Raw genomic sequence first — 25479 nt, forward strand, 5'->3', positions numbered from 1 at the left:
GAATGATGGAGACCCCATGCTGCACACCTCCCACCGCCGCCACCGGGCCGCAGCCGCGGCCGTCGCGGCGATCGCCGCAGGCGCCCTGGCAGCCACCACCGCTCCCGCCGCCGTCGCCGCGGAGAACGCCGCCGCCCCCCGGCTCAGCGTCCTGTCGTACAACGTGTTCCTGATGAGCAAGAACCTCTACCCGAACTGGGGCCAGGACCACCGGGCCGCGCAGATCCCCAGGACCTCCTTCTACCAGGGCCACGACGTGGTCGTGCTCCAGGAGGCCTTCGACAACAGCTCCTCGGACGCGCTGAAGGCGAACTCCGCCGCGCAGTACCCGTACCAGACCCCGGTCGTCGGCCGCAGCAAGAGCGGCTGGGACGCCACGAGCGGCGCCTACTCCTCCACCACCCCGGAGGACGGCGGCGTCACGGTCCTCAGCAAGTGGCCGATCGTCCGCAAGGAGCAGTTCGTCTACAAGGACGCCTGCGGCGCCGACTGGTGGTCCAACAAGGGCTTCGCCTACGTCGTGCTGAACGTGAACGGCACGAAGGTGCACGTGGTCGGCACGCACGCGCAGTCCACCGACCCGGGCTGCGGAGCCGGCGAGGCCGCGCAGATGCGCGCCCGTCAGTTCCGGGCCCTGGACGCCTTCCTGGACGGCAAGAACATCCCGGCGAACGAGCAGGTCATCGTGGCGGGCGACTTCAACGTCGACTCGCGCACCCCCGAGTACGCGACGATGCTCGCCGACGCCGACCTCGCCGACTCCGACACGCGCACGGGCCACCCGTACTCCTTCGACACCGCACTGAACTCGATAGCGAAGTACCGCTACCCGTCGGACCCGCGCGAGGACCTGGACTACGTGCTCCACCGCAAGGGCCACGCCCGTCCGGCGGGCTGGGAGAACAACGTGGTCAAGGAGGAGTCGGCGCCCTGGACGGTCTCCAGCTGGGGCACCTCCTACACCTACACCAACCTCTCCGACCACTACCCCGTGATCGGACGCTGACGCCCCGTCCCGGGCCGGGGGGGGGGGGGGGGGGGGGCCCCCCCCCCCGGGGGGGGCGCGCGCCCCCCCCCCCCGGGCCCCCCCCCCCCCCCCCCCCCACCCCAAACCACACACCCACCCCCCCCCCCCCGGGCCCGGGGCGCCCCCCCCCCCCCCGGGGGGGGGGGGCCGCGCCCCCCCCCCCCCGGCCGGGGCTGAGGCCGACTGGCCTCCCGGGCGGTCTCAGCAGTCCCGGACCTCCCCGCCTGGACACCACGGCCCCGCATCTCACCTACCGGCCGAGGCCGTCTACGGCGTCAAGGGCGAGCCCCCACGGATAGGGGACCTTCTCGCCGGGCTGGTTGGGCACGAACCCACCCTCGCCGTACAGCACCGCCACGCCCATCTCCCTCAGCTCCCCCAACGACCGCTCCAGCGCCCGATGCTGGGCGTAGGCTGCGTTCACGCACGGCATGACCGCCATCGGAATCCCCTTGCCGATGCCCTCGGCAACCACCCCGACGACGAACCGGTCCGTAAGCCCGAGCGCCCACGCGTTCACGGTGTTGAAGGTCGCCGGCGCGACGAGGATCGCGTCCGCCTTCGGCCAAGCGTCAGGGTCTCCGGGCCTCTTGTAACGGCTGCGGACCGGGTGCCCGGTGAGCGCGGCGAGGCCGGGCAGGCTGTCCTCCAACCAGTCGGCGGCGGTGGGCGTCAGGCCGAGGCACACATCCCAGCCGCGGCCTTGGGCATCCTCAACCACGCCGGCGATGTCGAACACGGGCGGCGCGGCCGAGCAGAGCAGGTAGAGCGTCCTCGTCGTCATGGCGCCTGAGCCTATGCAATCACCCTCGATCCGGCAGGAGTCGGGGAGAGGGCATACCCGGGAGACGGAGCACCGGTACCGTCCATGCTCACGAGTCGTGGACGGAGATCAGCATGCCCGCACCCAACGATGACCACGCCGGATCCCGTATCCAGGAGCAGCGGCGCCTCGCGCGCCTGACACAGCGCGAACTCGCCGACCGTATCCCCTACAGCCTCAGCCTCTTGAACCAGGTTGAATGCGGCGCACGTGCAGCGACCCCCGGTTTCGTGGCGGCGGTGGCGCAAGCTCTCAGGGTGGACACGTCCCTGCTGGCAGGACCCCCTGCCATGACATCACTGCCCCCGGACCGGCTGGTTGCTCTGGTCGCACCGATCCGAGAAGCCCTCGACCGGTACGACCTCGGCCCGCTCCCCGTGTTTCCCACCGTCCGCTCGGTGCCGGAGCTGGCAGCCGCGGCCGACGCCCTGTGCCAGCAGGTCCGAGCCACCCATCTGCGGGCCGCAGCCAAGACCCTCCCCAGCCTCATCCTGGAACTGACCCACACGGCGTGGACGGCGCCGTCGACCCAGGCATGGCAAGCCCTCGCCTCGGCGTACCGCACCGCACACGACGTGGCGCTGAAGCTCGACCACCCCGACCTCGCGCGCGTCGCCCTGGACCGAATGGGATGGGCCGCCGGCCGGGCGTCGGACCCGTGCCTGGAGGCCGTGCAACGGTACAAGCGGGCGACCCTGTGGCGGTGCGCAACATCCCTCCCTCTCATCTCGTCGGGGCAGGCGCTCCTCGCCGGGGCGACGAGCCGCGAGGCCGTGGTGGTAACCGGCCAGCTCCACCTGGGCGCGGCCACCGTGGCTGCGCAGAACGGGGACCGAAGCGCCGTCGAAACGCACCTGGCCGCGGCCCGAGAGCTCGCCGACCGCGTCGGCGGCGAGGCCGGCGAGGTCCACTGGCTGTCCTTCGGGCAGGTGAACGTCCGACTGCACGAGATCGGCACGTCGATCGTGCTGGCCGACTTCGACGAGGCTCTCAGTCGGGCCCGCAGGCTGAAGCTGCCCGCCTCGACGCTGACGTCGCGGCGGGCCCGGTACCTCGTGGACCGGGCGCTGGTGGAAATGGAGGCGGGCTCTGCGAAGATGTCGCTGCGATATCTGGCGCAGGCCCGGAAGGTGGCACCGGAGCAGACGCGGCATCTGCCGGGAACGCGGCGCACGGTCCGGGGACTGGTGCACATGTCTCGGCGGACGCCCGACGGCCTTGGGGGGATGGCTCGCTGGATCGGGCTGTAGCACTCACAATTCTGTGAGCATTCGCTCCCTTACGAAGAGTCAGGCTGGTCTCACCACCCACTGACGACGTAGGGAGCACCTACCATGGCCGCCCCGCAGGACGCGCACACAGAGATCCCGCACCCGCTCCTCAGGAAGCCGGTACGCGACATCGCGTCCGGCACCGAGGGAACCCTCATGGCGGTGCTGATGGAGAACACGGCCAACGTGGACCAGCCGGAGCACTGGGCGGAGATCGCCTACATCCGACCGGCCGGCGGCGGCCGCGAGTTGTCCACGGCCGTCACGAACATCGAGGCGCCCCGGTGACAACCGACGAGGTCATCTACCAGCGGGCGGCCAAGCAGCCACCGCAGCCGTGCCCGTGCGGCGCCCGGCCCCTGCCGATCGGCGGCCCCGAGGGCGGCGCCGTGGTCCACGCTCCAGGCTGCCCGCGCGGCGGCCGCCACGGCATCACCTGACTGCTGTCGTCCTCAGCACTCGCTGAACCCCGACTCCCTCACCGAAGGAGAGACAGCCATGTCCAGCCCACCCCCGCCCCCCTGCTCCGCAGGCCGCGGCGACGTACCGACGCCCGCCGTCGGCGCCACCCTTACCGCACCGCCACGGCCCGCCCGCGACCTCCTCTCGCCCGACGACTTCACGATCGTCACCGCGACACTCACCCGCCAGCACCCCGAACTCGGCTGGGTCGCCGCCGAACAGCGCGTGATCGAAGCGCTCAAGTTCGTCGCCACGGTGGCCTGCAGCACGTCCGTCGGCCTTGTCCCGTCCGGGCCGGTGGATGCCGGCTGGCATGCCCTGATCGGCAACACCGCGATCTATGCGGAGCTTTGCGCGGGGCTTGAGACGTTCGTCCACCACTACCCGGCCGTAAACGGCAGCGAGGCTCCCACCCCGGGTTGGCGGGACCGAACCATGGCCGCCATCGAGGCCGCCGGGTTCGAGCCCGCCCGGGAGCTGTGGACGTGATCACCACCGAGTTCAAGACGTCCTCGACCGACGTCACAACCTGCGAGGCCTGCTGGCAGGAGCCGGTGGAAGCCGCTCGCACCATGGAGCACCGGCACGGCCGGGACCTGCTGTGCATCCCCTGCGCGGAAGCCGGCTACCGAGCCCGCGTGGTCCTGTTCCCCCCGCTCGGCATCTACGGACTCAACGGAAGGAAGCTCAAGATGGGCAAGCACGGATCTCCCTCAGGACCCCAGTTGCCGCCGGACCCCGGCCCGCCGCTACCGTCACCGCCGCCCGCCCCGACCCCCGGCCGCCCGCCGGTGTAACCGCCACGCAGGCGAGATGAGACCGCCCCAGTCGGCAGTCCCCCCTCAGGCCGGGGCTGCTCACGCGCGGTAACGCCCGCAACCGCCCCGACCGGCGGGCGCGCTCGCCGCCCGCCGGCCGGGCGTTCGGGTCACGCCGGGTCGTACGGCTCCTCGTACAGGCCGTCGATCAGCGCGCCGTACTTGTCGCGGATCACCCGGCGGCGGAGCTTGAGGGAGGGCGTGAGCTCTCCGCTCTCGGGGCCCCATTCCTCGGTCAGCAGCCGGTAGCGTTTGATCTGCTCGGTCCGGTTGAGCCGCGCGTTGGCCGCCTCGACCGCGCGGGCGATCTCCTCCCGGACCGCGGGGTGTTCGGCGAGCGCCCCCGGTGAGGCGGCCTCGATACCCCGGGCGGCCGCCCAGACCGGAGCCAGTTCGGCGTCCAGGACGAGCAGGGCGACGAGGTAGGAGCGGCCGTCGCCGTGCACCAGCGCCTGGCCGATCAGGGGGTGTTCCTTGACCGTGTTCTCCACCAGCGCGGGCGAGACGTTCTTCCCGTTGGACGTGATGATCAGTTCCTTCTTGCGGTCGGTGATCCAGAGGAAGCCGTCCTCGTCGATCCGGCCGAGGTCCCCGGTGGGGAACCAGCCCTCCGGGTCGCAGGCGCTCTCCACCGAGCCGTCGGGCCGCAGGTAGCCGCCGAAGACGGTCGCACCGCGGGTGAGGACCTCCCCGTCCTCGGCGATCCGCAGCTCCAGCCCCTCGATCGGACGGCCCACCGAACCCAGCCGGAACCCGTCGGCGCTGTTGACCGTGCACACCCCGGCCGTCTCCGTGAGCCCCCAGGCGTCCATGATCGTGATGCCCCAGCCGGCCCAGAAGCGGACGACGTCGATGGGCATGGGCGCGGTGGCGCTCGCCGTCCAGGCGAGCCGGTCCATGCCCGCCATGCGCAGCAGCGGGTCCAGGGTCCGCTCCTTGGCGGAGGCGTACGAGGCTTCGAGTCCGGCGGGCACCTCCTCGCCCCGCTCGTGGTGGCCGGACCGGGCGCGGGCGAGGTCGTTGGCCTCCTCGATGGCACGGCGCTGGTCCTCCGGGAGCTGTGCGAGGACCGCGCGGACGGAGGCGGCGAGCTTCTCCCAGACCCGGGGCACTCCGAAGAACTGCACCGGACGCAGCTCGCGGACGGCCGCGGACACCGCGGTGGGGTCGGCGCAGAGCATCACGTGCGAGGCCCTCAGCAGGGGCAGGTAGATGCCGAGGACCCGCTCGGCGATGTGCGCGAAGGGCAGGTAGCAGATGTGCTCGGCGTGCTCGGGCAGGTCCACGCGCCCGTCGAGGCGGACCGCCTGCAGGATCAGGTTGCGGTGGGTCAGGCGCACGCCCTTGGGGTCGCCGGTGGTGCCCGAGGTGTAGACGACGGTGAGCGGGTCCTCGGGTCGGCTCTCCTGCCAGGCCTTCTCGAAGGCGTCGGCGCGGTGGATCCGGGCGCCGCTCGCGTACAGGGACGCGTACGTGCCGTGCCGTCCGGCCTCGGCGGCCTCGGCGACGACGAGGCGCTCCAGGGGGATGCCGGCGGCGGCCAGCAGGGGCTCCCACCGGACGAGTTCACGGGCTCCCTCGACGACAGCGACCCGGGCCCGGCTGTGGCGGGCGATGTGCGCGATCTGCTCGGGCGCGGAGGTCCCGTACACGGTGACCGGCACGGCGCCCAGGTGGAAGAGGGCGAGGTCGCTGAGCCAGTGCTCGGGGCGGTTGCCCATCATCAGCAGGACGTGTTCGCCGCGCTCGACGCCGAGGGCCGCGTAGCCGGCGGCGAGGACGGCGACCTTGTGGCGGACCTCGCTCCAGGAGAGCGTCGTCCACCCGGCCGCGTCGGGCCCGGCGCGCCAGGAGAGGGCGGGGCGGTCCCCGTGCTCGGCGGCGTTGCGGGCCAGCAGGGCGGAGAAGGTGATCTCTTCGGGTCGTCCGGGCAGTCGCAGGTTCGTGGTCATGGGCAGCTCCTGGCCGTTTCACATCGTTGGTGCGACAGCAATACTGTTGAACCCAAGCTGTGGAGCAGAGAGCGAGGCGCAGACGATGGCCGACCAGGCACCCGAGCCGATGCTCACCGTCGACGAGCTGGCGGCCCGGGCGGGCGTCACCGTGCGCACGGTACGGTTCTACAGCACCCGCGGGCTTTTGCCCCCTCCCGTGATCGGTCCGCGTCGGGTGGGGCACTACGGGCCCGAGCACCTGTCGCGGCTGGCCCTGATCGAGGAGCTCCAGCACCAGGGCATGACCCTGTCGGCGATCGAGCGCTACCTGGACGCCCTGCCCGACGATCTGAGCGCCCACGATCTCGCCATCCACCGGGCCATGGTGGCCAGTTGGGCCCCCGACGCGGCCCGGGAGGTCTCCCGGGAGGAACTGGAGAGGCGGGCGGGTCGGAACCTGTCGGACACCGACGTGCGGCGGCTGGCGGCGATGAACGTGCTCGCCCCGGCGGGGGACGGGTTCCGGGTGGACGTGGGACTGCTGCGGCTGGGGGTCGCGCTGCTCGACGTACCGATCGCGCACGAGACGATCCTGGCGGCGCGCAAGGTGCTGGTGGAGCACACCCGGTCGGCGGCGCACGAGCTGACGGCCCTGTTCCGGGACGAGGTGTGGGGACCGTTCACGCAGGGCGAGAGCGACCCGGAGCGGGTGGAGTCGATGAAGGCGCTGTCGGCGCACATGCAGCCGATGGTGGTGCAGGCACTGGTGACGGCCTTCCAGCGGTCGCTACGGGAGGAGCTGCGCGCGGCCTTCGTCCCGGAGCCCGGGTGACGGTTCCGGGGCGGGGGCGGGCCGGCCCGGCGGCGTCCGGGACGGCCGTCGGTGGCCGCGTGCGGGACCCCGTCGGTGGCAGCGTCCGGGACAGCCGTCGGTGACAGGCGTCCGGCACACCCGTCGGTGGCCGCGTCCGGGACAGCCGTCGGTGGCGGCGTCCGAGGCAGCCGTCGGTGGCAGCCGTTCGGGTCTGCCGGACTGCGGGCGCGGGTGCACGGCGTGAGGGTGGGGGTGGGCAGGGCGGCACGACGGCCCGGCCGCCGACCGGAAGGAACGTGACCGCCGTGGCGCGCAACCGCCGTCTGATCCTGAGTCCGCCCGCCGATGTCTGGCGCCTTCTGGCCGACGGGCACCGCTACGGGGAGTGGGTGACGGGAACCCGGCAGGTCCTGGCCGCGGACCCGCACTGGCCCGACGTGGGCGCCCGGCTGCGGGTCCGCGTCGGCGCCGGCCCGCTGACCCTCGACGACACCTGTGTCGTCCGCGTCTGCGAACCGCAGCGGCGCCTGGAGCTGGAGGCCCGCGCCGAACCCTTCGGCGCGGCCCGCATCGCCATGAACCTGGCCCCCTGGGGAGGGAACACCCTCTTCACCCTCGACTGGCATCCGCTGCGGGGGCCCGGCACCCGTATGCACGGGCTGCCGGTGGACTACCTCGTCGCCGTGCGCAACGGCATGATGCTGACGAAACTGGCCAGGATCGCCGTCCGGGAACACCCCGCGGCCGTTCCCCGGTGACCCGGGCCGGCCACGGGTCGGCACCCGCGCCGCCCCGGTAGTTTATGGATCATGGCAGTCATTCACCGCACCACCATGTCGCCCGGCAAGCTCGAACTGATCGCCGCCTGGTTGCCGTCGAGGCCCTGGTACCGGGGCGGGGACGCGCCCCTGCTTGCCAAGGCCGGAGGGTTCCGGCTCGACGACCCCGAGGGCGAGGTGGGCATCGAGTTCATGGTGGTCACCGACACCTCTGGGGACTCCCCCGTCGCCTACCAGGTCCCGATGACCTACCGCGGGGTACCGCTGGCGTCCGCCGCGGACGGCCTGATCGGTACCTCCGAGCACGGTGTGCTGGGCCGTCGCTGGATCTACGACGGGGCCCACGACGTGGTCCTGGTCGAGCAGTTGCTCGCCCTGCTGGCGGGCCTTACGACCGCCCAGGACCAGAACGCGAGCAACGCCCCCGACCCGACGGTCGAGGTCCGTAGCGAGGGCTCCGGGGTGCCGCAGGGCCTGACCGGCCCCGGGACCGTGACGGACACCGACGACGCGAGCCTCGTCACCGTGGGCCCGACGGCTCAGGAGGGCCCGGTGTCGACCCTGACCCTGTGCCGGGTGCTCCGCCCGGGGCCCGCTCCCGAGGGTGACGGCGCGACGGGACGGCTACTGGCCGACTGGTCGGCCCCGGACGGCGCCCGGCAGCACGGGCCGTTCGCCCACCTGGCCGCGTCCGAGCGCTGACCGCAGGACGTCCGGCGGGCCCGCAGCACGTCCCCGGGCCCGCAACACGTCCGGTGGGCCCGCAGCACGTCCCCGGGCCCACCGTGCGGGCCCGGGGACGTCCGTGGCGGATCAGTCGGCGTAGGTCTCGCCGCGCTCGGCCTTCTCCACGAGGGAGGCCGGCGGGGTGAACCGCTCGCCGTACTTCTCCGCGAGCTCGCGGGCGCGGGCCACGAAGCCGGTGAGCCCGCCCTCGTAGCCGTTGATGTACTGGATCACGCCGCCGGTCCAGGCCGGGAAGCCGATACCCATGATGGAGCCGATGTTGGCGTCGGCGACCGAGGTGAGGACGCCCTCGTCGAGGCAGCGGACGGTGTCCAGGGCCTCGGAGAAGAGCATCCGCTCCTTCATGTCCTCGAAGGGCACCTCGTGGCCCGGCCTGGCGAAGTGCTCGCGCAGGCCCGGCCAGATGCCGGCGCGCCTGCCGGACTCGTCGTACTCGTAGAACCCGGCGCCACCGCTGCGGCCGGGGCGGCCGAACTCGTCGACCATCCGGTCGATGACGGTGTCGGCGGGGTGCTCGGTCCACGTCCGGCCCTCCGCCTCGAATGCCTTGCGGCTCTCGTTGCGGATCTTGCGCGGCAGGGTCAGGGTGAGCTCGTCCATCAGGGAGAGGACCTTGGCCGGGTAGCCGGCCTGGGCGGCGGCCTGCTCGATCGACGCGGGCTCGACGCCCTCGCCGACCATCGCCACGCCCTCGTTGATGAACTGGCCGATGACGCGCGAGGTGAAGAAGCCCCGCGAGTCGTTGACCACGATCGGGGTCTTGTTGATCTGGCGGACCAGGTCGAAGGCGCGGGCGATGGCCTCGTCGCCGGTCTGCTCCCCCTTGATGATCTCGACGAGCGGCATCTTGTCGACGGGCGAGAAGAAGTGCAGTCCGATGAAGTCGGCGGGCCGCTTGACGCCCTCGGCGAGTCCGGTGATGGGCAGCGTCGAGGTGTTGGAGCACAGCAGTGCGTCGGGCGCGATGACGTCCTGGATCTCCTGGAACACCTTGTGCTTGAGAGCGGTGTCCTCGAAGACGGCCTCGATGACGGCGTCGCAGCCCGCGAGGTCGGCGGCGTCGGCGGTCGGGGTGATCCGGGCGAGCAGCTCCGCGCGTCCCGCCTCGGTGGTCCGGCCGCGGGACAGCGCCTTGTCGAGCAGCTTCTCGGAGTACGCCTTGCCCTTCGCGGCGGCCTCGGCGGTGACGTCCTTGAGGACCACCTCGATGCCCGCGCGGGCGCAGGAGTAGGCGATGCCCGCGCCCATCATGCCGGCGCCGAGGACGGCGACCTTGCGGACCTGCCGCGGCTCGACGCCCTGCGGGCGGCTGCGGCCGGCGTTGACGGCCTGGAGGTCGAAGAAGAACGCCTGGATCATGTTCTTGGCGGTCTGTCCGGTGACCAGCTCGGTGAAGTAGCGGGCCTCGATGGTCAGCGCGGTCTCGAAGTCCACCTGGGAGCCCTCGACCGCGCAGGCCAGGATGTTGCGCGGAGCCGGGTACGGGGCGCCGTTCAGCTGCTTCTTCAGGTTGGCCGGGAAGGCCGGGAGGTTCGCGGCGAACCGCGGGTTGGACGGCGTACCGCCGGGGATCTTGTAGCCGGGCACGTCCCAGGGCTGCTGCGACTCGGGGTGCGCTTCGATGAAGGCGCGGGCCTTGGCCAGCATCTCCTCGGGTGTGGCGGCCAGTTCGTGCACCAGGCCGTTGTCCAGGGCGCGCCGCGGGGTGTACTGGGTGCCCTGGAGCAGCACCTTGAGCAGCGCGTCGGCGATGCCCATGAGGCGTACGGTGCGGGTGACCCCGCCGCCCGCCGGGAGGAGCCCGAGGGTGACCTCGGGCAGGCCGATCTTGGAGCCGGGCGCGTCGAGGGCCACGCGGTGGTGCGAGGCGAGGGCGATCTCGTAACCGCCGCCCAGGGCCGCGCCGTTGATGGCGGCGACGACCGGCTTGCCGAGGGTCTCGATGCGGCGCAGGGACCGCTTGATCTCGGTTCCGGTGTCGAAGGCGAGCTGCGCGTGCTCGGGGCGCAGCCGGATCATGTCCTTGAGGTCGCCGCCCGCGAAGAAGGTCTTCTTGGCGGAGGTGTAGATGATGCCGCGGATGGAGTCCTTCTCGGCCTCGGCGCGGTCGGCGACGGCCGCGATGGAGTCCTTGAAGGCCTGGTTCATCGTGTTGGCGGACTGGCCCGGGTCGTCGAGGACCAGGGTGACGACGCCGCTCTCGTCCTGTTCCCAGCGGATCGTGGTGGACTCGCTCATGTTCGCTACTTCCGTGTCGGAGGGGTCGGGGGACAGGGACGGTTCAGAGGCGTTCGACGATGGTGGCGACACCCATGCCGCCGCCGACGCAGAGGGTGACCAGGCCGTAGCGCTTGTCCTGGCGCTCCAGCTCGTCGACGATCGTGCCGAGGATCATCGCGCCGGTGGCGCCGAGCGGGTGGCCCAGCGCGATGGCACCGCCGTTGACGTTGACCTTGTCGAGGGAGAGGCCCATGTCCTTGACGAAGCGCAGGACGACGCCGGCGAAGGCCTCGTTGATCTCGACCAGGTCGATGTCGTCGATCGTCAGACCGGCCTTGGCGAGGGCCTTGCGGGTGGCCGGGGCGGGGCCGGTGAGCATGATGGTGGGCTCGGAGCCGGAGACGGCCGCCGAGACGATCCGGGCGCGCGGCGCCAGCCCGTTGCGTTCTCCTGCCTCGCGGGAACCGATCGCGACGAGCGAGGCGCCGTCGACGATGCCGGAGGAGTTGCCCGCGTGGTGGACGTGGTCGATCTTCTCGATCCAGTGGTACTTCTGCAGGGCGACGGCGTCGAAGCCGCCGAGTTCGCCGATGTCCGCGAAGGACGGCTTCAGCTTGGCGAGGGTGTCGGCGGTGGTCCCCGGGCGGACGAACTCGTCGTGGTCCAGGACGACCAGGCCGTTGCGGTCGGTGACCGGGACCACGGACTTCGCGAAGCGGCCGTCCTTGATCGCGGCGGCGGCGCGCTCCTGGGAGAGGGCCGCGTACTCGTCGACGTCGCGCCGGGAGAATCCCTCGACGGTGGCGATCAGGTCGGCGCCGATGCCCTGCGGGACGAAGCCGGTGTCCCAGTTGGTCATCGGGTCGGCGAACCAGGCGCCGCCGTCCGAGGCCATCGGGACGCGGGACATGGACTCCACGCCGCCGGCCAGGACCAGGTCCTCCCAGCCGGAACGGACCTTGGCGGCGGCCAGGTTGACCGCTTCCAGGCCGGAGGCACAGAACCGGTTCTCCTGTACGCCGGCCACCGTGTCCGGGAGCCCGGCCGCGATCGCCGCGATACGGGCGATGTCGGAGCCCTGGTCGCCGACCGGGCCGACGACGCCGAGCACGATGTCGTCGATGGTGGCGGGGTCGAGACCGGGGTTGCGCTCGCGCAGGGCGTCGATGAGTCCGACGACGAGGTCGATCGGCTTGGTGCCGTGCAGGGAGCCATTGGCCTTGCCGCGGCCGCGCGGGGTGCGGATCGCGTCGTATACGTAAGCTTCGGTGCTCACTGGTCAAGCCTTTCGGTGTGCTGGAAGGTCCTGGGAAGGTCCTCGGCGGGGCTGCGGGTGGGCTTCGGGTGGGCTTCGGGTGAGGGGGTCAGCTGAGGAGGGACCGGCCGATGATCTCCTTCATGATCTCGGTCGTGCCGCCGTAGATCGTCTGGATCCGGCCGTCGGTGAAGGCCCGCGCCACCCGGTACTCGGTCATGTAGCCGTAGCCGCCGTGGAGTTGCAGGCAGCGGTCCGCCACGCGCTTTTGGAGCTCGGTGGCCCACCACTTGGCCATCGAGGCGTGCACGTGGTCCAGCTCGCCGTTGGAGTGGTCGGTGATGCACCGGTCGAGGAAGGCCCGGGTGACGGCGACCTCGGTGGCCATCTCCGCGATCTCGAAGCGGATGTGCTGGAGCTTGGACAGCGGACGCCCGAAGGCCTCGCGCTCCTTCACATACCGCGTGGTGATCTCCAGCAGGTGCTCGGCGGCGGCGATCCCGGCCATGGCGATGCCCATCCGCTCCTGCGCGAGATGGGTCATCAGGTGGACGAACGCTCCGTTCGGTTCGCCGAGCAGGTTCTCCTTCGGGACGCGCACGTCGCGGAAGAACAGCTCGGCGGTGTCCTGCGCCTTCTGGCCGATCTTGTCGAGGTTGCGGCCGCGCTCGAAGCCCTCGGCGCCGCGCTCGACGACCAGCAGCGACAGACCGTGCGCCCCACCCTCGGGAGTCGTCCTCGCCACCACGATCACCAGGTCGGCGAGGATGCCGTTGGAGATGAAGGTCTTGGAGCCGTTCAGCACCCAGTGGTCGCCGCGGTCCTCGGCCGTGGTCCGGATCCCCTGGAGGTCGGAGCCCGCGCCCGGCTCGGTCATCGCTATGGCGGTGACGGTCTCCCCCGAGCAGAAGCCGGGCAGCCAGCGGCGCTTCTGCTCCTCGGTGGCGAGCGAGGTCAGGTACGGCCCGATGATGTCGTTGTGCAGGCCGATGGCGAGTCCGGGCGCACCCGCCCTGGTGAACTCCTCGGCGATGACGGCGGCGTAGCGGAAGTCGGTGTTCCCGCCGCCCCCGTACTCCTCCGGGACGGCGAGCCCGAGCAGCCCCTGGCGACCGGCGGCCCGCCAGGCCTCCCGGCTGACGATGCCGTCCTTCTCCCACTGCTCGTAGTGCGGCAGCACCTCCTTGGCGAGGAAGGTGCGTACGGTCTCGCGGAACGCCTCGTGGTCGGCGTCGAAGATCAGGCGCTTCATCGGAAGGGCTCCTCAAAGCCAGTTCTTGACGGTTTCGATCAGGCGGGCCGACTCGGGGCCGACGGGGGTGATGTTGAGCATGGTGACGCCCGCCTCCCGGAAGGCCTCGACACGCTCGCGCACGTACCCCTCGGGCCCGCACAGGGTCATCAGCTCGCAGAACTCGTCCGGTACGGCGGCCGCCGCGTCGCGCGTGCGGCCGGCGAGGTAGAGCTCCTGGATCCGGCGGGCCGCGTCCCCGTAGCCGTAGGCGACGGCGAGGTCGTTGTAGAAGTTCTTGCCGACCGCGCCCATGCCGCCCACGTACAGGGCGATCTGCGGGCGGGCGCGTTCCCGTACGGCGGCCGCGTCCTCGCCGATCGCGAGCAGGCCGCCCGCGACGGTGTGGAGCGGACCGAGCTCGGGCGGGCGCCCGGCGGCCCCCTCGGCGAGCGGGCCGCCCCACACGGACGCGGCCTTCTCGGGGATGAAGAGCGTGGGCAGCCAGCCGTCGGCGATCTCGGCGGTCAGCCGCACGTTCGCCGGGCCGAGCGAGGCGATGTAGACGGGGATGGTGTCGCGCACCGGGCGGGTCAGGATCTTCAGCGGCTTGCCGTGCCGGCCGCCCTTCTCCGGGGGCAGTGGCATGTCGGTGATGCCGTGGTGGTCGATCGTCTCCCGGCGCCAGATGCGCCGGCACAGCTCGACCGTCTCCCGGGTGCGGCCGAGCGGCCTGTCGTACGGCTTCCCGTGCCAGCCCTCGACGACCTGCGGCCCGGAGGCGCCGAGGCCGAGCAGCGCCCGGCCGCCGGAGAGGGCGTCCAGTCCGGCGGCCGTCTGCGCGATGAGGCCGGGGGTGCGCGAGTAGACGTTCATGATCGCCGAACCGATCCTCATCCGCTCGGTGCGGGCGGCGAGGTAGCCCATGATCGTCGGAGAGTCGAAGCCCCAGGCCTCGGCCACCCAGACGGCGTCGAGGCCGGCGGACTCCAGCGCGGCCGCCTCGTCGGCGGCCCGTCGCGGATCATCGCCCGCGTAGTCCAGCATCATCGACAGTTCCATCAGGCCTCTTTCGGGAGCAGGGCCGGGACGTCCCAGTCGGCGGCCACCGACTCGGTGTGCGCACCCGGCAGGGCCGGACCGCCGGTGACGGCGGCCGGGGTCGCGGAGAACCGCGGCGCGGGGGCGGGCTGCACGGTCCCGCCGATGTCGGTGAAGGTCCCCCGGGCGGCGAGGTGGGGGTGGCCGGGGGCCTCGCGCAGCGAGAGCACGGGCGCCACGCAGGCGTCGCTCCCCTCGAAGACCGCCGTCCACTCCTCGCGGGTACGGGTCCGGAACCGGGCGGCGACGGCCTCGCGCAGTTCGCCCCAGCGTGCGATGTCCTTGCGGGCCGGAGCCCGGTCGGCGATGCCGAGGAGCTCCGTGAAGGTGTCGTAGAACTGCTGCTCCAGCGCGCCGACCGCCATGTACCCGCCGTCGGAGGTCTCGTAGGTGCCGTAGAACGGGCATCCGCCGTCGAGGAGGTTGGCGCCGCGGCGGTCCTGCCAGCCGCCCGCCGCCATCATCCCGTGGATCATGGCGGTGAGGTGGGCGGTGCCGTCGACGATGGCGGCGTCGACGACCTGGCCGGTGCCGGTGGCCCGGGCGTGCTGGAGGGCGGCGAGGACGCCGATCACCAGGTAGAGCGAGCCGCCCGCGTAGTCCCCGACCAGGTTGGCCGGGACCGCCGGGGGCTCGCCGGGGTTGCCGATCATGCCGAGGGCGCCGGTGACGGCGATGTAGGCGATGTCATGGCCCGCGGTGTGCGCGAGCGGGCCCTCCTGGCCCCAGCCGGTCATCCGTCCGTAGACGAGGCGGGGGTTGCGGGCGTGGCAGTCGGCGGGGCCGACGCCGAGCCGTTCGGCGACGCCGGGGCGGAAGCCCTCGATGAGGACGTCGGCCCGCTCGACGAGGTCCAGGACTCGGGCGGGCCCGTCGGCGGACTTGAGGTCGAGGAGGACGGATCGCTTGCCGCGGTTGGTGATGTCGTGGGCGGGATCGACCGCGAGCCCGCCACCGCCGGGCCGGTCCACCCGTACGACGTCCGCCCCCAGGTCGGCGAGGAGCATGGCGGCGAACGGCCCCGGGCCGATACCGGCCAGCTCGACGACGCGCACGCCGGCGAGCGGGCCGTCGCCGCTCGCCACCCCGGTCCCGGTCCCGTTCCCTGTCACTGCCATCGAGCCCCCAGCGTCTGCGGTGTGCTTGGTATGCCTGGTGTGCCTGGTGTGCGGCTGTGTGACACAACTGATGTAACACCGGTGATGCTAGGAACGTGTTCCACCGAGCACAAGCCCCCGGGCCGGGCTCCGGCGGGATCGGCGGGCAGGGGTGCATCCGGGCTCCCGCGCAGCGAGGAAATCGAGGGGCCACCCCTGATGGATCGTCCCGGGAGTCTGTACTCTGAACACGCTTTCGAGCTGATCAAGCGTTCAATCAGATACATGGGGGGATCGGTGCGTCGTCGCCGTCTTGTAGTTTCCGTTGCCGCCCTCGCGGCAGGCGTTGGTCTCATCCCGGGCGTGGCCCAGGCAGATCCGGCCAAGCCGGACGTGCGCGGCACCACCAAGCCGGACCTGGACCTGGGCAAGGACGCCAAGGCCAAGGGCCACGCGTTCACCAGCCCCGCGGACCGCACGGTCCGCAAGGCCCTGCCGTCCGCCAAGACCGGGGCGGCCGCCGCCCCGCAGATGCAGTCCGTCAACGCCAACGCGGACCTCGCCGTCGGCGTGGCCGCCTACGGCACCACGGCCCACGGCATCGAGCTGGACACCACCATCGCGAGCGTGAACACCGCCCTGCAGGTCACCATCGAGTGGGGCGACGGGAAGCAGGACGTCTTCAACGCCTACGGCTCCGACGAGCGGACCACGGCCCACACCTACGCCGAGGTCGGCTCGTACACGATCAAGGTGACCGTGACGGACGCCGCGAACAACCTCTCGGCCGTCAACGAGGTCAACTTCGTCACCGAGGGCTCGGACTTCACCCCGGTCTCCCCGACCCGCCTGCTGGACACCCGCAACGGGACCGGCGCGCCGATGGCCCCGGTCAAGGCGTACAGCTCGACCCGCGTGAAGATCAGCGGCAACGGCTCGATCCCCGCCGGCGTCACCGCCGTGGTCCTCAACATCACGGTCACCAACACCTCCGCCGACGGCCACATCACCGCCTTCCCCGAGGGCACCCAGCGTCCGACCACGTCGAACGTCAACTACAAGGCCCGTCAGACCGTCCCGAACCTGGTCATCGTGCCGGTCGGCAAGAACGGCTACGTCGAGATCGCCAACCGCGGCGACAAGCCCGTCGACCTGATCGCCGACGTCACCGGCTACTTCTCCACGACCGCCTCCAGCGGTTACACGCCGGTCGCCCCGTCCCGCTTCGTCGACACCCGCGAGGGCCTCGGTACGACGAAGGGCCAGCTCGGCGGCCGGAAGACCTTCTCCACCCAGATCGGCGGCCTGCGCGGCGTGCCCCAGGGCATCAGCGCCGTGGCGCTGAACGTGACGGTCACCAACCCGAAGGAGGCCGGCCACCTGTCGGTCTTCCCGGGCGGCGGCGCCACCCCGACCGCGTCGAACCTGAACTTCACCGCGGGCCAGACGATCGCCAACTCGGTCATCGTCCCCGTCAGCCAGGACGGCAGGATCAGCGTCTTCAACGGCGCCTGGGCGGGCGTCGACGTCGTCGTCGACGTGGTCGGCTACTACAGCACCGACAGCACGAGCGCCTACCGGCCGATCACGCCGGAGCGTCTGCTCGACACCCGTGACCCCAACGACCCGGTCTACGGGAAGCTGTGGGGCCAGAGCTACATCTACATGCCGCTGTCCTTCGACGACCCGAGCATCACGGGCTTCGTGCTCAACACCACGGTCACCAACCCCGAGGGCGACGGGCACCTCACGGTCACCCCGGACCCGAACTCGCTGGACGACTACATCAACGGCTCGGACGTCTGGCCGACGCCGCCGAACTCCTCCAACCTGAACTGGACGAAGGGCTCCACCGTCCCGAACCTGGTCCAGGCGAGCACCGGCAGCAACGGCATCATCGACGTCTGGAACCGCGGCTGGGACGACATCGACGTCATCGTCGACCTCTTCGGCCTCTACCAGCAGGGCTGATGCACCGGTAGGACAACCCCACGGCGCCCCGGGCGCGGCCGCACGGCCGTTCCCGGGGCGCCGTCGTCCCGGGGCTCCGTCGTCCTGGGGCTCCGTCGTCCTGGGGCTCCGTCATCCGGGCGGGCCGCTCCCGCCGCGGAACGGTTCCCGCCGCGGGACCGGTTCTCGCCACCCCCTCCCGGCGCCCGCTCGCGCGGACACCGGACCGCCGCGCTAGCCTCGGCCACCCGACACCCACTGGAGGAGCTCTCATGAACGCAGGGGTCCCGCAGGACCGGCCGGAACGGGCCTACGACGTCGTACTCTTCGGCGCCACCGGGTTCGTGGGGACGCTGACCGCCGAGTACCTCGCCGCGCACGCACCCGCCGGCTGCCGGTGGGCGCTCGCCGGCCGGGACCTCGCGAAGCTGGAGCGGCTGCGCGAGCGGCTGGCCGCGGTCGATCCCGCGTGCGCGGCGCTGCCGCTGCTGCGCGTGGACGCCCGGGACGCCGCCACCGTACGCGAACTGGCCATGTCCACCCGGGTGCTGGCCACGACCGTGGGCCCGTACGTCTGGTACGGGGCCGAGCTGGTGGCCGCCTGCGCCGAGGCGGGCACGGACTATGTGGACCTCACCGGCGAGCCGGAGTTCGTGGACCGGATGTACGTGGAGCACGACGCGCGGGCCCGCGAGAGCGGGGCCCGGCTGGTCCACGCGTGCGGCTTCGACTCGATCCCGTCCGACCTCGGCGCGTACTTCACCGTCCGGCAGCTGCCGGAAGGGGTCCCGCTGACGGTCGACGGGTTCATGCGGTCCAACGCGTTCTTCTCCGGCGGGACCCTGGCCTCCGCCCTGACCGCGCTGGGCCGCGGACCGCAGACCCTGGCGGCCGCGCACGCCCGCCGGCTGCGGGAGCCCCGGCTGTCGGGGCGCCGGGCGCGCGGGCCGCTGGGCGCGCCGCGGTTCAGCCGGGAGACCGGCACCTGGGCGCTGCCGCTGCCCTCGCTGGACCCGCGGATCGTGGCCCGGTCCGCGGCCGCGCTGGAGCGCTACGGCCCGGACTTCCGCTACCGGCACTACGCCTCCGTCCGGCACCTGCCCGTCGCGCTGGTCGGTGCGGCGGCGGTGGGCGCGACGGCGGCGCTGGCACAGGTGCCGCCCGCCCGGCGGTGGCTCATGGACCGCTGGGAGCCGGGCCGCGGACCGGACGCGGAGCGGCGGGCCCGCAGCTGGTTCACCGTGCGGTTCGTGGGCGCGGGGGGCGGCCGACGCGTGTTCACCGAGGTGTCGGGCGGCGATCCGGGCTACGGGGAGACCGCGAAGATGCTGGCGGAGTCGGCGCTCTGCCTGGCCCACGACGCCCTGCCGGAGACCGCCGGGCAGGTGACGACCGCCGTGGCGATGGGCGACGCCCTGATCCACCGTCTGCAGAAGGCGGGTATCACCTTCCGGGTGGCCGACGCCCGCTGACGGCGGGCCGGCTCAGGAGGCCTCCCGCAGCGCCCTGCGGCACAGCGAGTCGGCGCGGCGGGTGGTCTCCGGGATCCGGAAGCGCGGGCTCAGCGCCAGGACGTGCGCGCAGGCGTTGTCGAGCGACACCTTGTGCCCGACCGAGACGTACACCGGCTTGGTCGCGTCCTGGGTCCGCAGGGCCCGCCCTACCTCGGTCCCGTCGGCGGCGAGCAGCGCGCAGGAGTCGCCCCGCCGGGCGCCCGGCTCGTCGTGGGTGAAGGTGAACGGGTTCTTCGCGACGCCGATGGAGGGGAGCCCCGTGACCACCCCGAGGTGGCAGGCGAGGCCGAAGCCGCGGGGGTGGGCGAGGCCGTAGCCGTCGCAGACGACGAGGCCGGGTCCGGCGGTCAGGGCGTCGAGGGCGGCCAGGACCGTCGGCAGCTCTCGGAAGGCGAGCAGCCCCGGCACGTAGGGGAAGCTGACGTGCCCGACGGCGGTGGCCTCCTCGACGACCTCCAGCGTGGCGGCGTCGAGCACCACGGCCGCGGCGGCGACGAGGTCACGCGCGTCGTCGTAGGCGACGTCCACTCCGGTCACGAGCCCGCGGCCGGGTGGCGGCCCGGACTCGCCGAGCACGACGTGATGGCGCAGTTCGTCCTGTATCGCCCGGGCCTCGGCCTCGTCGGCGGGGGTCTTCACACTCGTCATGGTGGACCGAGAGTAGCCTGACGATCATGTTTGTCATGGAGCTCTCCTACACCGCGCCCCTCGAAGCGGTCGAGGAGCAGATGGATGCCCACATCGCCTGGCTGGACGGCTACTACGCCTCCGGAGTCTTCCTCGCCTCGGGGCGCAAGGTCCCGCGCGAGGGGGGCGTCATCCTGGCCGGAGGGGTGTCCCGGGCCGAGATCGAGAGGATCGCGGCCGAGGACCCCTTCGCGGTCGCGGGCGTCTGCGCCTACCGCATCACCGAGTTCATCGCCACGAAGACCTCGTCGGACCTGGCGACGGTCCGGGAGAACCCGCTCGGCTAGGCAGGCCGTGTCGTCAGGGTCCCGCCTGACCTGCGGCGCCACCGCACGGCACCTCGCCGCGCCACCGCACCTAGCTACGGCACCTCGCCGCGCCACCGCACCTAGCTACGGCACCGCACCTCGCCGCGTTGCCGTGGCGCCCGGGTACGTCAACGCACCCGGGCGCCCCTCCGCCTTGCGGTGTTCTCCTCGGCCCCGCGGGCCCCGCGGGGCCGCCGAGGCACCATGGCACCGGGGGCAGCGGCACCGGAGGCAGCGGGGACGGTCGGCGGCGGACGGAATACCGCCGGTTGCGGCCTGCCACCTGAGGGCGGGCGGCCGGCTGCGGGTCAGCGGCGTTCCAGCCGGGCGACCCGGCCCTTCTCCCCCGCCGCCCAGCACCCCGTGTCGGGCGCGCAGTCGACGGTGTCGAAGGAACCCGCGTCCAGCGGACGCCAGTTGCGGCCCCCGTCCGTGGTCACGTCCGTGCCCGTGGGTCCGACAGCGAGGGCCGTCCCGCCGCTGTACGGGTACCAGGCCGCTCCGGAGCGGTAGGCGGGCGGCGGGGTCGTCGCCCCGCTCCAGGTGCGCCCCCCGTCCGAGGACACGGCGGCGGCCTGCGGGGAAGCCTGGCCGGCGCGGTAGTCGCCGCCCACGGCGAGGCCCCGCGTACGGTCCCGGAAGGCGAGGGCGAAGACGCCTCGCGCGGGATCGCCCGCCGGCACGGTGGATTCGGCCACCCGCCAGGTCCGGCCTCGGTCCGCGGAGTGCAGGACACGTGCGCTCGCCCCGCCTCCGGTGGCCAGCCAGACGTCGCGCGGGCCGGCGCTGACCAGGCACTGGCCGCTGGCGGCGAAGCCCGCCTCGCCCGGCAGCGCCTCGGGCATGCCCTCGCCGGGCAGCACGCGCCAGTGCCGGCCGCCGTCGTCGGTGGCGAGAATGCGGAACTTCCCGTCCACCGGATCGCTCATGGCCAGCCCGTGCCGGGCGTCGAAGAACGTCAGGCAGTCGTAGAAGGCGCGCGGGTCGGGGTTGCGGAAGGTCTCGGCCCAGGTGGCGCCGCCGTCCTCGGTGCGCAGCACCCTGGAGGCCTCACCCTCGCCGATGGAGAGGGCCACCGCCCGCCGGGCGTCGAAGGCCTCGATGTCGCGCAGTTCCAGTTGCTCCGCGACCGCGCTCGGAGGCGAGACGTCCTGCCAGCTACGGCCGCCGTCGAGCGTGCGCAGCACGGTCCCCTTGGAGCCGGCGACCCAGGCCGTGGTGCGGCTGACCGCGGCGAGTCCGCGGAAGCGGGCCGTCGTGCCGGTCTCCTTCAGGGACCAGCCGGCCGCCCGTAAGTCCGTTGCCCGGCCCTGCTCTTCGGCGTGTGCGGGGCCGGCGAGCACCCCGACCGCCAGGATTGCCGCGCACATGCCAATTCCAACATCCAGAGGTCTCATGGCGCCGGAAGTTAACGCACCCTCAAAGCCGCCGCCCAGAGGGCGTCCGACGGCACGCTCCGCCGGTCGGGTGAGCGACAACCGGCCCTTCTGTGGAGCTCCCCGCCCCCGTCCGGCGCTCCGGCCCGCCTTCGGGCGCTTCCGCCCAGCCGGTCACTCTGTGCGATCACACGGAAAGGTTCAGGCCAGTCGGTGACACAGCTCACTCGAACCCCCATGCACGGATTTGCCGATTCCGGCGTCTATCGGGTTGCCGGGCTCCACCCCCACAGTCCGGCAGCAGATCCGCCGCAAGGGAGTGAGCCTTGATCACTGTCATCGAGCAGGCCTCGCAGGCCCGTCTGGTCGCCACCGCGCCGAAGGTCGAGACCGTTCCCGTCACTCTCTGTTATGACCGGGCGGACCCCTTCGCCGTGCGCATGGCCTTTCCCGCCCCGGCCACGCTGGAAGGGGTCGAGGTCTCGTGGACCTTCTCGCGCGAGCTGCTGGAGTCCGGGCTGGACCGCCCGTCCGGCTGGGGCGACGTGCGCGTGCGGCCGCACGACGGGGACCGGACCACGATCGAGTTCCACGCGGTGGAGGGGGTCGCGATCGTGCTGATGCTGACGGCCGACCTGCACCGCTTCCTGGAACGGGCCGCGGCCGTGGTCCCGCCCGGTCTGGAGCACCTCTACCTCGACATGGACCACAGCCTGGCCGAGCTGATGCGCGACACCTGCTGACCCGCACGGCGATCCCGAAGGTGATCCGCGCGGCGGTCGCCACGGTGATCACCGCGGTGATCACCGCGCTCATAAACCGTTTGCGGGCGGTCGCCCGCCGCCCGTAGCTTCGTTGACGCCCCATCGCCGTCGAACGGAGCAGGACGTTGCCCTTCTGAGGTCCGAGACACCGACCACCGCGACCGTCACCACCGTGATCCCGTCATCACGGCCGCCGTGACGAGCGCGATCACCATCCGAGCGTCGGCTGTCTCCCCGCGTTGCACGCACCATTCCCGCAACCTGGAGGCCTCCATGAGTCACGCCCCCGCATTCATCACCTGCTCCGCCCTGTCCTTCGACTGGCCCGACGGAACCCCCGTGTTCGACGGGTTCAACCTGACCGTCGGCCCCGGCCGCACCGGCCTCATCGGACTCAACGGCAGTGGCAAGTCCACCCTGCTGAAGCTGATCGCCGGCGAACTGACCCCGTCCGACGGCCAGTCGTCCGTCGCCGGCTCGGTCGGCCACCTCCCGCAGACGGTCACCCTCGACACCGCGCTGCGCGTGGACGAGGCGCTCGGCATCCACACCGCGCGCGCCGCCCTCCACGCCATCGAGGCGGGCGAGGCCACCGAGGCCAACTTCACCGCCGTCGGCGACGACTGGGACGTGGAGGAGCGGGCACTGGCCACGCTCGACCAGCTCGGGCTCGGCCGGATCGGCCTGGACCGCACCATCGGCGAGCTCTCCGGCGGGGAGTCCGTCCTGCTGCGGCTCGCCTCACTGCTGCTGGCCCGGCCCGACGTGCTGCTGCTGGACGAGCCCACCAACAACCTGGACCTGCGCGCCCGCGGCCGCCTGTACGCGGCCGTCGAGTCCTGGTCCGGCGTGATGCTCCTGGTCAGCCACGACCGGGAGCTGCTGGAACGGGTCGACCAGATCGCCGATCTGCGCGACGGCGAAGTCCGCTGGTACGGAGGCAACTTCACCGACTACGAGACCATGCTCGCGGCCGAGCAGGACGCGGCCGAACGGATGGTCCGGGTGGCGGAGGCGGACGTACAGCGGCAGAAGCGCGAACTGGCCGACGCTCAGGTCAAGTTGGCCCGGCGCAAGCGGTACGGCCAGAAGATGTCCGAGAACAAGCGCGAGCCGAAGATCGTGATGGGCGCACGCAAACGTGCGGCCCAGGAATCGGCCGGCAAGCACCGCACCCTGCACACCGAGAAGCTGGCCCAGGCGAAGGAGCGGCTGGACCAGGCGGTGGAGGCGGTCCGCGACGACGCCGAGATCCGTATCCAGCTGCCCGCCACCGTGGTCCCGCCCGGGCGTCGCGTCCTGACCCTCAGCGATCTGCGCCTGCCCCACGGCGCCCGCGTTCCGGGCGAGTGGGAGCTGCGGGGCCCGGAGCGGATCGCCCTGGTGGGCCGCAACGGCTCGGGCAAGACCACCCTGCTGCGCACGATCGCGGGACAGCTCGCCCCGGAGTCCGGGACCGCCGAGACCCATGTGGCCACGCGGTTCCTGCCGCAGCGGCTGGACGTGCTGGACGAGGACCGGTCGGTCGTGGAGAACGTGGCACGGTTCGCCCCGCAGGCCGGCAACAACCTGATCCGGGCCCGGCTGGCGCACTTCCTGTTCCGGGGCGGCCGGGCGGACCGGGCGGCCGGCACCCTGTCGGGTGGCGAGCGCTTCCGGGCGGCGCTGGCGGCGCTGCTGCTGGCGGAGCCCGCCCCGCAGCTCCTGATGCTCGACGAACCGACGAACAACCTCGATCTGGCGAGCGTGCGGCAGTTGACCGAGGCGCTGGAGTCGTACCAGGGCGCGCTCGTGGTGGCCAGCCACGACGTGCCGTTCCTGGAGTCGATCGGTGTCACGCGCTGGCTGCTGCTGGACGGCGAGCTGCGGCCGACCACGGCCGAGGAGGTCCGGGAGGCGCTGTGGCGCGGGTGACCGCCTGAGGGGTCCGGCGCTCGCGCTTCCCTCCCCGCGCCAGGGTGCGTCACACCCGGCACGAGAGTCACTCTGTGTAATACTGCGCTACCGAACGTAGCGAGACTCGGTGCAGCGGGAGAGGGGAACCGTGCCACCCAGAAGCACACCGACCGCCAGGCAGCGGCGTCTCGGCGCCGAGCTGCGCAGGCTCCGCGAAGAGTCGGGCACGTCGGTCCAGCGGGCCGCGGCCCTGCTCGGCGTCGACCGCACCCGGATCCCCAACATCGAATCGGGCCGGATCGGCATCAGCGCCGAGCGGGTCCGCACCCTCGCGCACCACTACGACTGCCGGGACCCCGCCCTCGTGGGCCTGCTCGCGGCGATGGCGCGGGAGCGGCACAAGGAGTGGTGGGAGCGGCACCGGGGGTCCGTGCCGCCCGAGCTGCTCGACATCTGCGAGCTGGAGCACCACTCGGTCGGCCTGCACACCGCGGTGGCCACGCACATACCCGGACTGCTCCAGACCGAGGCGCACGCGCGGGCCGTCTTCGCCGCCGCCGACCCGCCGCTGCCGGAGCCCGACCTCCAGGCCAGGCTCGCGCTGCGGATGGGCCGCCAGCAGGTGTTCGCACGGGAGTGGCCGCCGCTGTACGAGGCGGTCGTGCACGAGGCGGCGCTGCGGATGCGGTTCGGCGGTCGGGGGGTGGTCCGGCAGCAGTTGGAGCACGTGCTCGCACTGTCCGAGCGGGAGCGTACGTCCGTCCGGGTCATCCCGTTCAGCGTCGGCGGCGTCCCGGGCTCCGGACAGTCCTTCACGTACGCCGCCGCGGCGCTGAGACGGCTGGACACCGTACAGCTGGACAGTTCGCACGGCTCGCTGCTGGTCGACACGGCCCCGAAGCTGGCGCCGCTACCGGGGGCTGCTGGCGCGGCTGCGCGGCCTGGCGCTGCCGGCGGCCGCCTCCCGCGATTTCATCCGCACCGTCGCGCGGGACCTGTGACCGGGTCCGGCGAGGAGACCGAGGAGACCGGAGAACGACATGATCAGCCCCAGAGCCGCTGCGGCGGCCGCCATGAACCGCGCGAACCAGACGAAACGTACAGCCGCCACGGCCCGCCCGACGCGCACGGACATCGCCTGGTCGGAGCCGTTCTGCAGCGAGGGGGCCAACTGCTTCCGCCTCGGCCGCGGCGCCGACGGGCGGGCGCACATCGGCACGACGGGGTCCGCCGCCTACGTGTCCGACTCCCTCGACGCCCTCCGCGCGCTGATCTCGGCCGTCAAGGCGGGGGCCGCGGACCACCTGCTGGCGTGATTTTGGCCTTTCGCTTCCCTCTCAGCACCCTCTCAAACTGCATAGATAACCGGACGTAACCGGACATAGGCATGCGCGGGGCTTGGCTG

At 72.4% G+C, this 25479-nt stretch carries 24 protein-coding genes; 15 read left to right on the forward strand and 9 right to left on the reverse strand.

The annotated features are described in order from the left end of the window. Positions 1 to 16 precede the first annotated feature (16 nt). The gene (sph, locus tag ACIPXC_RS17205) at positions 17 to 1006 is read left to right on the forward strand and encodes a sphingomyelin phosphodiesterase (protein WP_401618370.1); all 990 of its coding nucleotides are present in this window, start codon (positions 17 to 19) and stop codon (positions 1004 to 1006) included. Positions 1007 to 1277: 271 nt separating this feature from the next. Here the strand turns inward: sph and ACIPXC_RS17210 are convergent, their stop codons facing one another. After that, positions 1278 to 1811, reverse strand: a complete 534-nt coding sequence (locus tag ACIPXC_RS17210) for a flavoprotein (protein ID WP_401618373.1) — start codon at positions 1809 to 1811, stop codon at positions 1278 to 1280. Between the two features lie 113 nt (positions 1812 to 1924). Between ACIPXC_RS17210 and ACIPXC_RS17215 the strand changes: the two genes are divergently transcribed. The 5 genes from ACIPXC_RS17215 (at position 1925) to ACIPXC_RS17235 (ending at position 4380) form a co-directional block, all read left to right on the forward strand. Then, positions 1925 to 3100, forward strand: coding sequence for a helix-turn-helix domain-containing protein (locus ACIPXC_RS17215; protein ID WP_401618376.1), 1176 nt, complete (start codon positions 1925 to 1927; stop codon positions 3098 to 3100). Between the two features lie 84 nt (positions 3101 to 3184). Beyond that, a complete protein-coding gene (locus tag ACIPXC_RS17220) occupies positions 3185 to 3409 on the forward strand; it encodes a hypothetical protein (protein ID WP_401618379.1) in 225 nt (74 codons plus the stop codon). Next, positions 3406 to 3561 carry a hypothetical protein gene (locus ACIPXC_RS17225; protein ID WP_401618382.1) on the forward strand — a complete coding sequence of 52 codons (156 nt, stop codon included), beginning with the start codon at positions 3406 to 3408 and terminating at the stop codon, positions 3559 to 3561. The genes ACIPXC_RS17220 and ACIPXC_RS17225 overlap by 4 nt, the downstream gene beginning before the upstream one ends. A 58-nt stretch (positions 3562 to 3619) precedes the next feature. Continuing rightward, complete coding sequence (locus ACIPXC_RS17230; protein WP_401618385.1) at positions 3620 to 4072, forward strand: hypothetical protein; 453 nt, start codon at positions 3620 to 3622, stop codon at positions 4070 to 4072. After that, on the forward strand, positions 4069 to 4380 hold the full coding sequence (locus ACIPXC_RS17235; protein ID WP_401618388.1) for a hypothetical protein: 312 nt from the start codon (positions 4069 to 4071) through the stop codon (positions 4378 to 4380). The genes ACIPXC_RS17230 and ACIPXC_RS17235 overlap by 4 nt, the downstream gene beginning before the upstream one ends. Before the next feature lie 131 nt (positions 4381 to 4511). Here the strand turns inward: ACIPXC_RS17235 and ACIPXC_RS17240 are convergent, their stop codons facing one another. Beyond that, on the reverse strand, positions 4512 to 6353 hold the full coding sequence (locus tag ACIPXC_RS17240) for an AMP-dependent synthetase/ligase (RefSeq protein ID WP_401618391.1): 1842 nt from the start codon (positions 6351 to 6353) through the stop codon (positions 4512 to 4514). Between the two features lie 85 nt (positions 6354 to 6438). On the opposite strand from ACIPXC_RS17240, the gene ACIPXC_RS17245 reads away from it, so the two are divergent. The 3 genes from ACIPXC_RS17245 (at position 6439) to ACIPXC_RS17255 (ending at position 8630) form a co-directional block, all read left to right on the forward strand. Continuing rightward, on the forward strand, positions 6439 to 7167 hold the full coding sequence (locus tag ACIPXC_RS17245) for a MerR family transcriptional regulator (protein WP_401618394.1): 729 nt from the start codon (positions 6439 to 6441) through the stop codon (positions 7165 to 7167). A gap of 287 nt (positions 7168 to 7454) precedes the next feature. Next, the gene (locus ACIPXC_RS17250; RefSeq protein WP_401618397.1) at positions 7455 to 7907 is read left to right on the forward strand and encodes an SRPBCC family protein; all 453 of its coding nucleotides are present in this window, start codon (positions 7455 to 7457) and stop codon (positions 7905 to 7907) included. A gap of 51 nt (positions 7908 to 7958) precedes the next feature. Then, a complete protein-coding gene (locus ACIPXC_RS17255) occupies positions 7959 to 8630 on the forward strand; it encodes a 1,4-alpha-glucan branching protein (protein ID WP_401618400.1) in 672 nt (223 codons plus the stop codon). Between the two features lie 111 nt (positions 8631 to 8741). Here ACIPXC_RS17255 and ACIPXC_RS17260 read toward each other — a convergent pair whose 3' ends face one another. From ACIPXC_RS17260 to ACIPXC_RS17280, 5 genes are all read right to left on the reverse strand, one after another. Continuing rightward, positions 8742 to 10913, reverse strand: a complete 2172-nt coding sequence (locus tag ACIPXC_RS17260; protein ID WP_401618403.1) for a 3-hydroxyacyl-CoA dehydrogenase NAD-binding domain-containing protein — start codon at positions 10911 to 10913, stop codon at positions 8742 to 8744. A 43-nt stretch (positions 10914 to 10956) separates the two neighbouring features. Next, entirely contained in the window at positions 10957 to 12171 is a 1215-nt protein-coding gene (locus tag ACIPXC_RS17265) for an acetyl-CoA C-acetyltransferase (RefSeq protein ID WP_401618406.1), read from the reverse strand. 88 nt (positions 12172 to 12259) lie between these two features. After that, positions 12260 to 13402, reverse strand: a complete 1143-nt coding sequence (locus tag ACIPXC_RS17270) for an acyl-CoA dehydrogenase family protein (RefSeq protein ID WP_401618409.1) — start codon at positions 13400 to 13402, stop codon at positions 12260 to 12262. A gap of 12 nt (positions 13403 to 13414) precedes the next feature. Further along, a complete protein-coding gene (locus ACIPXC_RS17275; RefSeq protein WP_401618412.1) occupies positions 13415 to 14443 on the reverse strand; it encodes an LLM class F420-dependent oxidoreductase in 1029 nt (342 codons plus the stop codon). Then, positions 14443 to 15600 (reverse strand): CaiB/BaiF CoA transferase family protein, encoded by a 1158-nt coding sequence (locus ACIPXC_RS17280; protein ID WP_401618415.1) that lies wholly within the window; start codon positions 15598 to 15600, stop codon positions 14443 to 14445. The genes ACIPXC_RS17275 and ACIPXC_RS17280 overlap by 1 nt, the downstream gene beginning before the upstream one ends. A 342-nt stretch (positions 15601 to 15942) precedes the next feature. On the opposite strand from ACIPXC_RS17280, the gene ACIPXC_RS17285 reads away from it, so the two are divergent. After that, the gene (locus ACIPXC_RS17285; RefSeq protein ID WP_401618417.1) at positions 15943 to 17550 is read left to right on the forward strand and encodes a PKD domain-containing protein; all 1608 of its coding nucleotides are present in this window, start codon (positions 15943 to 15945) and stop codon (positions 17548 to 17550) included. A gap of 251 nt (positions 17551 to 17801) precedes the next feature. Beyond that, entirely contained in the window at positions 17802 to 19001 is a 1200-nt protein-coding gene (locus ACIPXC_RS17290; protein WP_401618420.1) for a saccharopine dehydrogenase family protein, read from the forward strand. Positions 19002 to 19013: 12 nt separating this feature from the next. Here ACIPXC_RS17290 and ACIPXC_RS17295 read toward each other — a convergent pair whose 3' ends face one another. After that, positions 19014 to 19691: an endonuclease V gene (locus ACIPXC_RS17295; protein ID WP_401618423.1), complete on the reverse strand. Its 678-nt coding sequence runs from the start codon at positions 19689 to 19691 to the stop codon at positions 19014 to 19016. A gap of 26 nt (positions 19692 to 19717) precedes the next feature. Between ACIPXC_RS17295 and ACIPXC_RS17300 the strand changes: the two genes are divergently transcribed. Beyond that, positions 19718 to 20017, forward strand: a complete 300-nt coding sequence (locus tag ACIPXC_RS17300; RefSeq protein WP_392576817.1) for a YciI family protein — start codon at positions 19718 to 19720, stop codon at positions 20015 to 20017. Positions 20018 to 20346: 329 nt separating this feature from the next. On the opposite strand, the gene ACIPXC_RS17305 is transcribed toward ACIPXC_RS17300, so the two are convergent. Further along, the gene (locus tag ACIPXC_RS17305; protein ID WP_401618426.1) at positions 20347 to 21435 is read right to left on the reverse strand and encodes a WD40/YVTN/BNR-like repeat-containing protein; all 1089 of its coding nucleotides are present in this window, start codon (positions 21433 to 21435) and stop codon (positions 20347 to 20349) included. Positions 21436 to 21740: 305 nt separating this feature from the next. On the opposite strand from ACIPXC_RS17305, the gene ACIPXC_RS17310 reads away from it, so the two are divergent. The 3 genes from ACIPXC_RS17310 to ACIPXC_RS17320 all read left to right on the forward strand — a co-directional run bounded on the left by ACIPXC_RS17310 (position 21741) and on the right by ACIPXC_RS17320 (position 25449). After that, positions 21741 to 22157 carry an SsgA family sporulation/cell division regulator gene (locus ACIPXC_RS17310; RefSeq protein ID WP_401618429.1) on the forward strand — a complete coding sequence of 139 codons (417 nt, stop codon included), beginning with the start codon at positions 21741 to 21743 and terminating at the stop codon, positions 22155 to 22157. Between the two features lie 294 nt (positions 22158 to 22451). After that, positions 22452 to 24092: an ABC-F family ATP-binding cassette domain-containing protein gene (locus tag ACIPXC_RS17315; RefSeq protein WP_401618432.1), complete on the forward strand. Its 1641-nt coding sequence runs from the start codon at positions 22452 to 22454 to the stop codon at positions 24090 to 24092. A 130-nt stretch (positions 24093 to 24222) separates the two neighbouring features. Next, on the forward strand, positions 24223 to 25449 hold the full coding sequence (locus ACIPXC_RS17320) for a Scr1 family TA system antitoxin-like transcriptional regulator (RefSeq protein ID WP_401618435.1): 1227 nt from the start codon (positions 24223 to 24225) through the stop codon (positions 25447 to 25449). Positions 25450 to 25479: the final 30 nt, after the last annotated feature.

Source organism: Streptomyces sp. NPDC090021 (assembly GCF_044748225.1).
Taxonomy (GTDB): Bacteria; Actinomycetota; Actinomycetes; order Streptomycetales; family Streptomycetaceae; genus Streptomyces.